A 12,009-nucleotide genomic window follows, 5' to 3' on the forward strand; every position below is an offset into this window, starting at 1 on the left:
GCAGCCGCCCGAACCCCGGGAACGCCGACGGCCCCCGCCCGGTGAGGACGGGGGCCGTACGCGGTCGGCAGCCTCAGACGCCCATGGACTGGGTGTCGTTGGTCTCCGGCGTGGGCTGGCCCACGACCTGGGTCACGCCGTTCTTCAGGTGGTAACGGGCGATGGCCTCCTGCAGGACCTCCTGCTTGGCCTCGCCCCGGCGTACCAGCTGGGTGAGCACGGCCAGCACGATCGACGCCGCGTCCACGTGGAAGTGGCGGCGCAGCGCCGAGCGGGTGTCGGACAGGCCGAACCCGTCGGTGCCGAGCGAGGCCCAGTCACCGGGCACCCACTGCGCGATCTGGTCCGGCACGGCCCGCATGTAGTCGCTCACGCCCACGAACGGCCCGGGCACGCCGGACAGCAGGTTCGTCACGTACGGCGTGCGCTGCTCGGCGTCGGGGTTGAGCAGGTTGTGCTCCTCGACGGCGAGGGCGTCCCTGCGCAGCTCCGACCAGGAGGTGGCCGACCAGACGGAGGCCGAGACGCCCCAGTCCTCGGCGAGCATCCGCTGCGCCTCCAGCGCCCACGGCGCCGCGACGCCGGAGACCAGGATGTTGGCCTTCGGCCCGTCGCCGCCGGCGGGGGAGTAGAGGTAGAGGCCCTTGAGGATGCCCTCGACGTCGACGCCCTCCGGCTCCGCGGGCTGCGGGTAGGGCTCGTTGTAGACGGTCAGGTAGTAGAAGACGTTCTCCGGGTTCTCCCCGTACATCCTCCGCAGGCCGTCCTTGACGATGTGCGCGATCTCGAACGCCCACGCCGGGTCGTACGACACGGCGGCCGGGTTCGTCGAGGCGATCAGCGGCGTGTGGCCGTCCTCGTGCTGCAGGCCCTCGCCGTTCAGCGTGGTGCGGCCGGCCGTCGCGCCGAGCAGGAAGCCGCGGCCCATCTGGTCGCCCAGCTGCCACATCTGGTCGGCGGTCCGCTGGAACCCGAACATCGAGTAGAAGATGTACACCGGGATCATGTGCTCGCCGTGCGTGGCGTACGAGCTGCCCGCCGCGATGACCGAGCCCATCGAGCCGGACTCGCTGATGCCCTCGTGGAGGATCTGGCCCTCGGTCGACTCCTTGTACGACAGCAGCAGCTCGCGGTCGACCGCCTCGTACGTCTGCCCGTGGGGCGAGTAGATCTTGGCGGTCGGGAACATCGCGTCCACGCCGAACGTGCGGGCCTCGTCCGGGATGATCGGCACGAACCGGGCGCCGATCTCCTTGTCGCGGACGAGGTCCTTGAGCAGGCGGACGAACGCCATGGTCGTCGCGACGTTCTGCTTGCCCGAGCCCTTGCGCAGGCCGGCGTAGACCGCGTCGCCGGGGAGCTTGAGCGGCTTGGCGCGCACGACCCGCTTGGGCAGGTAGCCGCCGAGCGCCGCCCGGCGCTCCTTCATGTACGCGATCTCCTCGTTGTCCTCTCCCGGGTGGAAGTACGGCGGGAGGTCGGCCTCGAGGTCCTTGTCGGGGATGGGCAGGTAGAGCCGGTCGCGGAAGTCCTTGAGCTCGGCCTTGCTCATCTTCTTCATCTGGTGGGTGGCGTTGCGGGCCTCGAAGTCCTTGCCCAGCGTCCAGCCCTTGATCGTCTGCGCCAGGATCACCGTCGGCTGGCCGACGTGCTCGCGGGCCGCCTTGAACGCCGCGTACACCTTGCGGTAGTCGTGACCGCCGCGCGACAGCTTGCGGATGTCGTCGTCCGACATGTGCTCGACCATCTTGCGCAGGCGCGGGTCGCCGCCGAAGAAGTTCTCCCGGATGTACGCGCCCGACTCGACGGAGTAGGTCTGGAACTGGCCGTCGGGCGTGGTGTTCATCTGGTTGACCAGCACGCTGTCGACGTCGGCCGCGAGCAGCGGGTCCCAGTCACGACCCCAGACGACCTTGATGACGTTCCAGCCGGCGCCGCGGAAGTAGGACTCCAGCTCCTGGATGATCTTGCCGTTGCCGCGCACCGGGCCGTCGAGCCGCTGCAGGTTGCAGTTGATGACGAACGTGAGGTTGTCGAGCTCCTCGCGGGCCGCAACGCCGATCGCGCCGAGCGACTCGGGCTCGTCCATCTCGCCGTCGCCGAGGAAGCACCAGACGTGGCTGCGGCTGGTGTCCTTGATCTGGCGGCTCAGCAGGTAGCGGTTGAACCGCGCCTGGTAGATCGCGCCGATCGGGCCGAGGCCCATCGACACCGTGGGGAACTCCCAGAAGTCCGGCATGAGCCGGGGGTGCGGGTACGACGGCAGGCCGCGGAAGCCGTGGGACAGCTCCTGGCGGAACGCGTCGAGCTCGGCGGCCGACAGGCGGCCCTCGAGGAAGGCGCGGGCGTAGATGCCGGGGGCGGCGTGCCCCTGGATGAACACCTGGTCGCCCGACTCGCCGTGGTCCTTGCCGCGGAAGAAGTGGTTGAAGCCCACCTCGTACAGGGACGCGGCGGAGGCGTAGGTGGCGATGTGACCGCCCACGTTGGTCCGGGCGTTCGCGCGGGTCACCATGACGGCCGCGTTCCACCGGATGTAGGCCCGGATGCGGCGCTCGACGTACTCGTCGCCGGGGAACCACGGCTCGCGCTCCGGCGGAATCGTGTTGATGTAGTCCGTGCTGCGCAGCCCGGGCACGCCCACCTGGTGCTCGCGGGCCCGCTCGAGCAGCCGAAGCATCAGATATCGGGCACGGGTGCGGCCCTCGGTCTTGATGACGTTGTCGAGCGATTCGAGCCACTCATGGGTCTCGCTCGGGTCGACATCAGGCAACTGGCTGGGTAGGCCGTCGCTGATGATCGAGAAACGCTGGCGTCCGGAAGCCACTGGGTCTCGCCTTCCGAGAATGGACTGTGGTCACGTCTGGTCTGGTACGTCTTGCCTGCTGTGTTCCCGCGGGGATCGCGGCTCGTGGTCGCTCTCCATCCTGGCTCGGTTCACCGCAAAGCGCATCTCTACTCTCCGGTAACCGAAGCGTCCCTGCTGGCAGCGGGGTACGCATGGCCTAGACCACCGATGGTAGGACGATTTTCCCCGACCGCCCATTCCCGGTCACGACCGGGGGTTCCATTACCTGCCGGACAGCAGGTTGTTCCTGGTCGGGAACCTCCGTACCCGCCTCCCCCGCCGCGTACCCGGACCGGTTCGCGATATCCCCCGAAAGAGGGACAAGCGGCCCCGCCGCGGCGCGATGCCGGGCGCCGTCCGCGCCGCCAGCCTGATCGTACGGCCCCGCGGGGTGCGGGGCCGTCCACCCCTCGCCGCTGCAGCCGTCTCCTCCGACCGTCACGCCGTCCTTCCGCGTGTCGCGTCAGCGGGGAGCGGGGAGCGGCACCGTCACGGAGGGCCGCCGATGAGACGCGCGATGATCCTGGCCGTCGCCTCCCTGTTCGTCCCGGTCGCGGCCTGCGGCACCGGCGACCCGCCGCACGCGCCCCCGGGCGCGGGAGCCGCCGGGAACTCAGGCGGGGAGTCGCCGGGCTCGGGAGCGTCCGGGGCGGGCGGGGTCTCGCCGGGCGCCGGGACCTCGGCAACGGGGACGGTTCAGGTGATGCCTGTCATGCGGGAGATCTCCCGGTGCTTCCGGTCGCACGGCGTCCCCGGATTCCCCGATCCGATCGTGGACAACCGCAGCGGCTACCCGATCTTCCCGCCGAACGCGCCGCGCGTCCCGCAGGCCGCCCGGGCCGCCTGCGAGCCCATCGCCCGGCGCCTTCCGCCGGGCGCGATGGCGACGCACCCACCTACTCCCGAGTACATGCGCGGGCTGATCGCGTACGCCGGCTGCATGCGGGCCCACGGCCTGCCTGACTGGCCCGATCCCGACCCGGACGGCGAGTTCCCGCTGCCGCCCCGGCTGCTGGCCGCCGGCAAGCGCGGCTTCGTCGCCCAGATGCGCAGCTGCGCGGCCGTCAATCCCGACCCCTCGAAGCGCGTCTCCATCAGAGGGGCGGCGTCGTGAAGCCCGAGCCCGGCGGGGACGCCCCCCGGTCGCCTGTCCGGCAGACCCGTGGCTCTCGTCCCTCGGAAAGGATGGTCATGAGTAGGCGATTCCGGCATCTGACGGCGTTCGCTCGGCCGGGGGCGCTGGCCCGGGCGTCCGCGTTCGCCCTGGCGGCGGCGCTGGTCGCGGGGTGCCAGGGCGCGGGCGCCGGCCCGCCCGCGGCCTCGGCGAGCCCGTCCGCCTCCCCGTCGTTCGGCGTCTACCGGGAGCTGGCCCGCTGCATCCGCGCGCACGGCGTCCCCGGCTTCCCCGATCCGGTCGTCGACTCGGCCACCGGCCGGGTCGACTTCCCCGGCGCCGACAAGCCGCCGCAGAGCGCCATAAGGGGGTGCAAGACGATCATCGACCGCCTGCCGCAGGACGCCGGGAAGACCCCCGCCCTCACGGCGGCCGACATGGCCGAGCTCCGGCAGTTCGCCCGGTGCATGCGCGGACACGGCCTGGCCGACTGGCCCGACCCCTCGGCCGACGGCAGGTTCCTGCTGCCGCAGCGGCTGACCGACAAGAGGGCGATCCTGACCCAGTTGCAGGCCTGCCGGCAGTCCATGCCCAAGGGTCGCATCCAGATCGTTCCGCCTGGGGGGAACCATGGCTGAGCGCGCCGAGCGGCGCGGGGGGCGGCCCGGCCGGGCGGTGCTCGCGGGCGCCGCCGTGCTCGCGCTGGCGGGCGGCGGCCTGGCCGTGGCCGACGGGATCAGGCGGGCCGGGCGGACCCCGGCCTCCGCCTCGTCGTCCGGGGACGCGCAGGGCGCCGCCGTGCCCGCCGTCCCGACGGGAACGGCCGCCGTCGAGCGGACCGACGTCACCCAGAGCGTCCAGATCAACGGCACCCTGACGTACGACGGCGCGTTCACCGTCCAGGGGACGGGCGGCCGGCTGACCCGGCTGCCCGCGCCCGGGTCGGTGGTCCGCCGGGGCCGGGCGGTCTACGAGGCCGACGGCAGGAAGGTCCCCCTCCTGTACGGTCCCCGCCCCGCGTGGCGGCCGTTCGCGCTCGGCATGACCGACGGCCCGGACGTCCGCCAGCTCGAACGCAACCTGAGGGCCCTCGGCTACACCGGCTTCACCGTCGACTCCCACTACGACCTGGGGACGTACTACGCGGTCCGCCGGTGGCAGCACCACCTGAGGCTGCCGGTCACCGGCTCGCTGTCCCTCGGGCAGGTCGTCTTCCTGCCCGGGCCGCTGCGCGTGACCGCGTACGACGCCGCGCTGGGCGCGGCGATCGGCGGCCCGGTCCTCCACGGGACGGGTGAGACGCCGGTCGTGTCGGTCCGGCTCGACCCCAGCATGGCCCCCGGCATACGGAAGGGCGACCGCGTCACGGTCACGCTCCCGGACGGGCGCGAGCGGCGGGGCCGGGTGTCCGAGGTCAGCGACGTCGCCCAGGCGAGCCAGGGGCCGGACGAGCAACAGCAGCAGTCGTACGTCCCGATCACCGTCCACCTCACCGGAAAGCAGCCCCGGGTGCTCGACCAGGCCATGGTCCAGGTGGCGATCACCACGGAACGCCACCGCGACGTGCTCGCGGTGCCGATCGTGGCGCTCCTCGCCCGGCCCGGCGGCGCCTTCTCCGTCGTCACCGTCGGCGCGGGCGGCCACCGCACGGAGGTTCCGGTGGAGACGGGCCTGTTCGACGAGGTCTCGGGGGTCGTCGAGGTGACCGGCGTCGCCGAGGGAGCCCGGGTGGAGGTGCCCGAGGGATGAGCGTCCCGTCGGGGGTCCTCGTGCTCGACGAGGTCCGCAAGGTCTACCCCGGCGAGCCGCCCGTCGAGCCGGTGCGGGGCATCTCGCTGTCGGTCGCGGAGGGCGACATGGTGGCCGTTCTCGGGCCGTCCGGGTCGGGCAAGTCCACCCTGCTCCACCTGATGGCCGCGCTCGACCGGCCCACGTCCGGGTCCGTACGGCTGGCCGGGCACGCGGTGGAGGGGCTGCCGGACCGGAGGCTGGCCGGGCTGCGGGCCCATCACGTCGGCGTGGTGTTCCAGCAGTTCTTCCTGCTGGACGCCCTCACCGCGCTGGAGAACGTCGCCACCGGGCTGCTCTACCGGGGCGAGCCGGCCCGGCGGCGGCGCCGGCTCGCCGTCGAGGCGCTCGACCGGGTCGGGCTCGGCCACCGCGGGGGACATCGGGCCGCCCGGCTGTCCGGTGGAGAGCGCCAGCGGGTGGCGATCGCGCGGGCGCTGGTGGGACGGCCGTCGATCCTCTTCGCCGACGAGCCCACCGGCAACCTCGACTCGGCCACCGGCGCCGAGATCGTCGCGCTGCTGCGCGAGCTGAACGACCAGGGGGCGACCCTCGTGATCGTCACCCACGACGCCGGCGTGGCCGCCGCGTGCCGCCGCCGGATCGTCCTGCGCGACGGCCGCGTGGTGGCCCGGGAGCACAACGGTGACCGCAACGACGGGCGGGAGTGACGACATGGACGAGCATCAGGGCGGCCGGGACGAACAGGACCCGGGAGCCGGGCCGCGCGGACGCGATCCGCTGCCGGGCGGGCGGGACGCGGGGCCGGGCGGGCCGCGTGCGCAGCCGGGCGGGCCCCGGATGCCGATTGGTGGGGGCGCGGGGCCGGGCGAGTCGCATGAGCAGCCGGACGGCCGCAAGGCGCCGCTGCCGCGGCTGCGGGCGGCCGATCTGCTGGCGACCGGCACGCTCGGGGTGCGCACCCGGCGGACCCGGGCCGTCCTGTCGGCTCTCGGCATCGCGATCGGCATCGCGGCGATCGTGGCCGTGCTCGGCGTGACGAGGTCGAGCCAGTCGGCGCTGCTCGCGCAGATCGACCGGCTCGGCACCAACCTGCTCACCGTCGTGAACGGCAGGGACCTGGGGGGCGCGGAGGCGACCCTTCCGGTGGACGCGGCGCGGATGATCCGCCGGATGACGGGCGTGCTGCACGTCGCCCCGACCACCCAGCTCGCCGCGCGCAACGTCTACCGCAACGCGCGGGTGCCCTCCGGCCAGACGGGCGGCCTGGCCGTCCGCGCCTGCGACCCGTCCCTGCCGGCGGCGCTGGACGGACGGGTGCGGCGGGGCAGGTTCCTCGACGCGGCCACCGCCGGCTACCCGGTCACCGTGCTCGGCTACGAGGCCGCCCGGACGCTCGGGATCACCGGGACCGGCCCGGACGTCCGCGTCTGGCTCGGCGGCCACTGGTTCTCCGTTGCCGGGATCCTCGACCCGCTGCCCCTGGCCCCGGAGATCGACCGGTCGGCGCTGGTGGGGTTCCCCGTCGCCGCCCGGCTGCTCGGGTACGACGGGCATCCGAGCCGCCTGTACGTCCGGGTGGCCCAGGACCGGGTCGAGCAGGTGGCGGGCCTGCTCGCGCTGACGACCGACCCGGCCAACCCGGAGCAGGCCGAGGTGAACCGGCCCTCGGACGCGCTGACGGCCCGGCTCGCCGTCGCCCAGTCGGGGGCCGCGCTGTTCCTCGGCCTGGGGGCCATCGCCCTGCTCGTGGGCGGGATCGGCATCGGCAACATCATGGTCATCTCGGTGCTCGAACGCCGGGGGGAGATCGGCCTGCGCCGGTCGCTGGGCGCCACCCGGCGGCACGTGGCCGGCCAGTTTCTGACCGAGTCGCTCGTGCTGGCCGCGATCGGAGGCGCAGGCGGGGTGGCCATCGGGTGCCTCGTCACGGCCGGCCTGTCCGCCTCTCGGGGCTGGGACCTGCTGATCCCGCCGGAGGCACTGTGGGGCGGCCCGGCCGTGGCCCTCGCGGTCGGCGCGCTCGCGGGCCTCTACCCGGCCCTCCGCGCCGCCGCCCTCGCCCCGACGGACGCCCTGCGCACCGTCTGACGGCCCGTGATTCCCAGGGTCCCTGACCGGTCGGCAGAGTCACTACGGCCGAAGCCTGCCAGGGGCGTCTCAGCCGTCCAGGGCCTCGTCGAGCGGGACGAGGCCCTGCTGGAGGCCGAAGATCGCGGCCTGCGTGCGGTCGGCCAGGCCGAGCTTCGCCAGGATGCTCGACACGTGGGTCTTCACCGTCTCCCTGCCCATGCCGAGCGAACGGCCGATCTCCGAGTTCGACCGGCCCCGAGCGAGCTGGGCCAGCACGTCCCGCTCGCGCGGGGTGAGCAGGTCGAGGGGCCGCCGGGCTCCGCCCCGCCGTACGCGTTCGACCAGCAGGGCGGCGACGCCGGGCTCCAGCACGCTGCCGCCTTCGGCGGCGGCCCGGACGGCGTCCACCACGCGGTCGACGGCGGTCGTCTTGGGCAGGTACGACAGCGCCCCCAGGCGCACCGCCTCCACCACCCGCTCGTCCTCCAGGAACGAGGTCAGCACGATCACCGCCGGGCGGTCCGCCTCCGGCGTCCCGGCGAGCCTGCGCAGCACACCCAGGCCGTCCAGGCCGGGCATCACCATGTCGAGCAGCACCACGTCGGGCCGCAGGGCCGGGATCACGGCCAGCGCCCGCTCGCCCGCGGCGCACTCGCCCACGACCTCGATCCCGTCCTCCTGGTCGAGCACGAACCGCAGGCCGTGCCGGACGACCTCGTGATCGTCCACGATCAGCACCCGGATCATGGCATCTCCCGTCCGTCGTCCGAGAGCCGTTCCGGCAGGGCGGCGACCGGTGGCGGCGCGGTCGCGGCGGGCGGCCTCCCGGAGGCGGGGAGCGGCAGCCGCGCGGACACGGTCGTGCCGCGTCCCGGCTCGCTCGTCAGCTCCAGGACGCCGCCCAGCTGGCGGACCCGCTCGCTCATGAGGCGCAGGCCCATCCCGTGGCGGGAGGCGGCCGACGCCGGGTCGAAGCCGGCGCCGTCGTCGCCGACCTCCACCAGGACACCGCCGTCGCGCACCCGCAGCCGCACGTCCACCGACTCCGGCTCGGCGTGCTTGATCGCGTTGCCGAGCGACTCCTGCACGAGCCGGAGCACGGCGTGCTCGGCGGCCGGCGGGAGGCTCACCTCCTCCAGTGAGGACGTCACCCGGATCCCGAGGCGGGCCTCGTACGCGCGGCACAGCTCGTCGAGGGCGGGCACGAGCCCGGCGTCCTCCAGAGCCACCGGACGCAGCTCCAGCAGCAGGGCCTGCATCTCCCGCATCGCCCGGGCGGCCGTGCGCTCCATCGCCTCGGCCTGCGGGCGCAGGGCCTCCGGGGCGGCCCGTCGCATCCCGGCGGCCAGCAGGCTGAGCGAGAACAGGTCCTGGGAGATGGAGTCGTGCAGCTCCCCGGCGATCCTCGCCCGCTCCGCGTGCCGGGCGTCCGCCTCGGCCGCCAGCCGCTCGGCGGCCACCGCGCCGCGCAGCCGCTCGGTCATCAGGTTGAACGCCTCCTCCAGAAGGCCCACCTCGTCCCCCGGCGTGACCGGCACCCGCGGCCGGAAGTCACCCCGGGAGACCGCGCCGGTCACCGCGGCCAGCCGCCGCACCCGGCCGATCAGCCGCCGCGTGCTCAGCAGGCCGAACAGCAGCCCGACCGGCAGCACCAGGCTGAGGGCGAGAGCCCCCGGAAGGACCATGGGATAGACGGACGAGAAGGAGAAGTCGCCGCCGTACCCCGGCGGCGCCTGCACGTACACGTATCCCGCGGTGACGAGCGAGGTGCCCTTAATACTCCCGTTCGTTTCGACGGACGGCGGGCTCGGAGGGATGCTCGCCGGGATGAGGACGGGGCTGGCCCACCACACGGCCTCGCCCGCCGGCGTGAGGCCTTTGCCCCCGCCGCCTCCGGGGGGCACGCGGACCGCCGAGCCGGGTGAGTAGGTGCCCTGCGCGGAGCTGCCGAGCACCTGGCCGGCGCCGTCGACGAGCACCTCCACCGGCCGGTCGGCGACCATTCCGTCCGTGGGGACGATCTCGACGCCCTTCTTGTAGTCCCGGGGCGTTCCGCCGAGGGAGGTGTCCTCGTTCGACGCCTTCATCGCCATGAAGAGCAGCCTGGCGGCGGGAACCTCCGGATAGTCGACCCTCAGCTTGGTGATCGTCAGGCTGAGCACCTTGGCGTCCCGGTTCGCCTGGTCCTGCAGCCGCGCCTGGAGGTCGGTGCCGCTCACCAGCGACGGCACGTACACGCCGAGGAGCACGGCCTCGACGGCCAGGACGGCGGCCGCGGTGACCATGACGTAGGAGGCCGCCATCCGCCCTCTGAGCCCCATTCGCGCAGCGTAACGTTTTGGTATGGGTTGTCCCTCCCTCTGTGGAGGGAGAGGTTTCTCCTCTTTCCAGGTGGCGATAGCCGTACCAGGCTCTGGAGAGAGAGGAGGGACCGAGATGCAGGCAGCGGTTGGCGACCGGCTCGTGGTGCACGGCGCCGTGGTGGGCGAACACGAGCGGCAGGGCGAGATCATCGAGGTGCGCGGCCCCGGCGGCGGTCCGCCGTTCATGGTCCGCTTCGACGACGGGCACGAGGCTCTGGTCTTCCCGGGGCCGGATGCGGTCGTCGTCCCAGCTCACAGTGGCGCGGCCCGGGCCGGATCGTAATATCACGGGGTGAAGTCGACGGAGATCAGGGTGCACACCGGTTCCGCGGAGCGAGTGCACGACATCACGCGCGAGTGCGCGGAGTTCGCCCGCGAATGCGGGGGAGACGGCCTGCTGCACGTGTTCGTGCCGCACGCGACGGCGGGGGTGGCGTTGCTGGAGCTGGGCTCCGGGAGCGACGAGGATCTGCTGGCCGCTCTCGGCGACCTCCTGCCGGCCGACGACAGGTGGAGGCATGCGCACGGCTCCCGGGGGCACGGAAGGTCGCATGTCATGCCCGCGTTCATTCCGCCGTACGCGACGGTTCCCGTACTGGGCGGCAGGCTCGCCCTCGGGACCTGGCAGTCGGTCGCCGTGATCGATGTGAACGTCGACAACCCGGACAGGCGGGTTCGTTTGTCCTTTTTGTCCGATTAGCAGATAACGGTGCGGGTCAGGCCCCGTGGCGACCGTTGACGACGGCGGGTCACAGCGTGTGGACTGTGCCGAAGCATGGCTCTCGATGAGCCGGACAACCGCAGACATGGGCGGGGTCACCCCAAGCAGGAGGGATGAACGTGAGCGCGACCGCGGGTCAGGCGCAGGACGAGCGCGGCCTGGCCGAACGACTCGGCCTCAAGGCCGGTCAGGTGGTGCAGGAGGTCGGCTGGGACGAGGACTGCGACGAGGCGCTGCGCCAGTCCATCGAGGAGCTGACCGGCAACGAGCTGGTGGACGAGGACTACGACGACGTCGTCGACGTGGTGCTCCTGTGGTGGCGCGACGGGGACGGGGACCTCTTCGACGCTCTCAGCGACGCGATGACCGCTCTCGCCGACGGCGGCCAGATCTGGCTGCTGACGCCCAAGGCGGGGCGTGACGGTCACGTCGAGCCCAGCGACATCGGCGAGGACGCGGCGACCGCCGGGCTGTCGCAGACGAGCAGCGTGAGCGCCGCCAGGGACTGGTCGGGCACCCGCCTGGTCGCCCCCAAGGCCCGCCGCTGAGGTACCGCCCTGCCGTACGGCCCCGCCGTGCCGTACGGCAGGATGATGGGCGGATCAGCTGGAAGGACTGCTCATGGCGGTAGAGGTCGGACAGATCGCGCCGGACTTCACCCTGAAGGACCAGCACGGCGCTCCCGTCAGGCTCGCCGACCTCCGGGGCCGCAGGGTCGTGCTCGTCTTCTACCCGCTGTCGTTCAGCCCGGTCTGCCACGGGGAGCTGGCCGCCCTCCGCGACGAGCTCGTCCCGGCCGCGCCCGAGGACGTCGAGGTGCTCGCCGTGTCCGTCGACTCGATGTACAGCCAGCGCGCCTGGGCCGACCAGGAGGGGTTCCCGTTCCCACTGCTGTCCGACTTCTGGCCCCACGGCGAGGTCGCCCGGGCGTACGGTGTCCTGGACGAGGAGCGGGGCCTCGCCCGTAGGGGCACCTTCATCCTCGACGGCGAGGGCGTCGTGCGCTGGAAGGTCGTCAACCCCGCGGGGTCCGCGCGGGACGTCGGCGAGTACCGGAAGGCGCTGGCCGACCTCTGATCGTTTGACCGCCCCCACGTGGGCATTGACATATCTCCGTCTGCACCTTTCCCGAACCGCACTT

The 12,009-nt window shown here is 73.0% G+C and carries 12 protein-coding genes; 9 read left to right on the forward strand and 3 right to left on the reverse strand.

Going from position 1 to position 12,009, the window contains the following annotated elements:
- Nucleotides 1-73 precede the first annotated feature (73 nt).
- On the reverse strand, nucleotides 74-2,827 hold the full coding sequence (gene aceE, locus Mco01_RS05265; protein WP_204055747.1) for a pyruvate dehydrogenase (acetyl-transferring), homodimeric type: 2,754 nt from the start codon (nucleotides 2,825-2,827) through the stop codon (nucleotides 74-76).
- A 526-nt stretch (nucleotides 2,828-3,353) separates the two neighbouring features.
- Between aceE and Mco01_RS05270 the strand changes: the two genes are divergently transcribed.
- The 5 genes from Mco01_RS05270 (at nucleotide 3,354) to Mco01_RS05290 (ending at nucleotide 7,802) form a co-directional block, all read left to right on the forward strand.
- The gene (locus tag Mco01_RS05270; RefSeq protein ID WP_204055748.1) at nucleotides 3,354-3,962 is read left to right on the forward strand and encodes a hypothetical protein; all 609 of its coding nucleotides are present in this window, start codon (nucleotides 3,354-3,356) and stop codon (nucleotides 3,960-3,962) included.
- A 77-nt stretch (nucleotides 3,963-4,039) separates the two neighbouring features.
- On the forward strand, nucleotides 4,040-4,600 hold the full coding sequence (locus Mco01_RS05275; RefSeq protein WP_204055749.1) for a hypothetical protein: 561 nt from the start codon (nucleotides 4,040-4,042) through the stop codon (nucleotides 4,598-4,600).
- Complete coding sequence (locus Mco01_RS05280; RefSeq protein WP_204055750.1) at nucleotides 4,593-5,711, forward strand: peptidoglycan-binding protein; 1,119 nt, start codon at nucleotides 4,593-4,595, stop codon at nucleotides 5,709-5,711. Before Mco01_RS05275 ends, Mco01_RS05280 begins: the two co-directional genes overlap by 8 nt.
- Nucleotides 5,708-6,421, forward strand: a complete 714-nt coding sequence (locus Mco01_RS05285; protein ID WP_204055751.1) for an ABC transporter ATP-binding protein — start codon at nucleotides 5,708-5,710, stop codon at nucleotides 6,419-6,421. Before Mco01_RS05280 ends, Mco01_RS05285 begins: the two co-directional genes overlap by 4 nt.
- A gap of 4 nt (nucleotides 6,422-6,425) precedes the next feature.
- On the forward strand, nucleotides 6,426-7,802 hold the full coding sequence (locus Mco01_RS05290) for an ABC transporter permease (protein WP_239103354.1): 1,377 nt from the start codon (nucleotides 6,426-6,428) through the stop codon (nucleotides 7,800-7,802).
- Between the two features lie 69 nt (nucleotides 7,803-7,871).
- Here Mco01_RS05290 and Mco01_RS05295 read toward each other — a convergent pair whose 3' ends face one another.
- Together Mco01_RS05295 and Mco01_RS05300 are read right to left on the reverse strand one after the other, a co-directional pair.
- The gene (locus Mco01_RS05295; RefSeq protein WP_204055752.1) at nucleotides 7,872-8,531 is read right to left on the reverse strand and encodes a response regulator; all 660 of its coding nucleotides are present in this window, start codon (nucleotides 8,529-8,531) and stop codon (nucleotides 7,872-7,874) included.
- Nucleotides 8,528-10,105, reverse strand: coding sequence for a HAMP domain-containing sensor histidine kinase (locus Mco01_RS05300; protein ID WP_204055753.1), 1,578 nt, complete (start codon nucleotides 10,103-10,105; stop codon nucleotides 8,528-8,530). Before Mco01_RS05300 ends, Mco01_RS05295 begins: the two co-directional genes overlap by 4 nt.
- Nucleotides 10,106-10,220: 115 nt before the next feature.
- Between Mco01_RS05300 and Mco01_RS05305 the strand changes: the two genes are divergently transcribed.
- The 4 genes from Mco01_RS05305 to Mco01_RS05320 all read left to right on the forward strand — a co-directional run bounded on the left by Mco01_RS05305 (nucleotide 10,221) and on the right by Mco01_RS05320 (nucleotide 11,945).
- Nucleotides 10,221-10,430, forward strand: coding sequence for a DUF1918 domain-containing protein (locus Mco01_RS05305; protein WP_036330472.1), 210 nt, complete (start codon nucleotides 10,221-10,223; stop codon nucleotides 10,428-10,430).
- A gap of 9 nt (nucleotides 10,431-10,439) precedes the next feature.
- On the forward strand, nucleotides 10,440-10,847 hold the full coding sequence (locus Mco01_RS05310; RefSeq protein ID WP_204055754.1) for a YjbQ family protein: 408 nt from the start codon (nucleotides 10,440-10,442) through the stop codon (nucleotides 10,845-10,847).
- A gap of 140 nt (nucleotides 10,848-10,987) precedes the next feature.
- A complete protein-coding gene (locus Mco01_RS05315; RefSeq protein ID WP_084370137.1) occupies nucleotides 10,988-11,416 on the forward strand; it encodes a DUF3052 domain-containing protein in 429 nt (142 codons plus the stop codon).
- 73 nt (nucleotides 11,417-11,489) lie between these two features.
- On the forward strand, nucleotides 11,490-11,945 hold the full coding sequence (locus tag Mco01_RS05320) for a peroxiredoxin (protein ID WP_204055755.1): 456 nt from the start codon (nucleotides 11,490-11,492) through the stop codon (nucleotides 11,943-11,945).
- Nucleotides 11,946-12,009 lie beyond the last annotated feature (64 nt).

Origin of the sequence: Microbispora corallina (assembly GCF_016863035.1) — a bacterium.
In the GTDB taxonomy this organism is placed as follows: Bacteria; Actinomycetota; Actinomycetes; order Streptosporangiales; family Streptosporangiaceae; genus Microbispora; species Microbispora corallina.

Excerpts from the sequence above, each read along its gene's own strand:
- Mco01_RS05290 (WP_239103354.1), top strand. The coding sequence starts at position 6,426 with ATGGACGAGCATCAGGGCGGCCGGGACGAACAGGACCCGGGAGCCGGG.
- Mco01_RS05320 (WP_204055755.1), top strand. The coding sequence starts at position 11,490 with ATGGCGGTAGAGGTCGGACAGATCGCGCCGGACTTCACCCTGAAGGAC.
- Mco01_RS05280 (WP_204055750.1), top strand. The coding sequence starts at position 4,593 with ATGGCTGAGCGCGCCGAGCGGCGCGGGGGGCGGCCCGGCCGGGCGGTG.
- Mco01_RS05305 (WP_036330472.1), top strand. The coding sequence starts at position 10,221 with ATGCAGGCAGCGGTTGGCGACCGGCTCGTGGTGCACGGCGCCGTGGTG.
- Mco01_RS05275 (WP_204055749.1), top strand. The coding sequence starts at position 4,040 with ATGAGTAGGCGATTCCGGCATCTGACGGCGTTCGCTCGGCCGGGGGCG.
- Mco01_RS05285 (WP_204055751.1), top strand. The coding sequence starts at position 5,708 with ATGAGCGTCCCGTCGGGGGTCCTCGTGCTCGACGAGGTCCGCAAGGTC.
- Mco01_RS05270 (WP_204055748.1), top strand. The coding sequence starts at position 3,354 with ATGAGACGCGCGATGATCCTGGCCGTCGCCTCCCTGTTCGTCCCGGTC.
- Mco01_RS05300 (WP_204055753.1), bottom strand. The coding sequence starts at position 10,105 with ATGGGGCTCAGAGGGCGGATGGCGGCCTCCTACGTCATGGTCACCGCG.
- Mco01_RS05295 (WP_204055752.1), bottom strand. The coding sequence starts at position 8,531 with ATGATCCGGGTGCTGATCGTGGACGATCACGAGGTCGTCCGGCACGGC.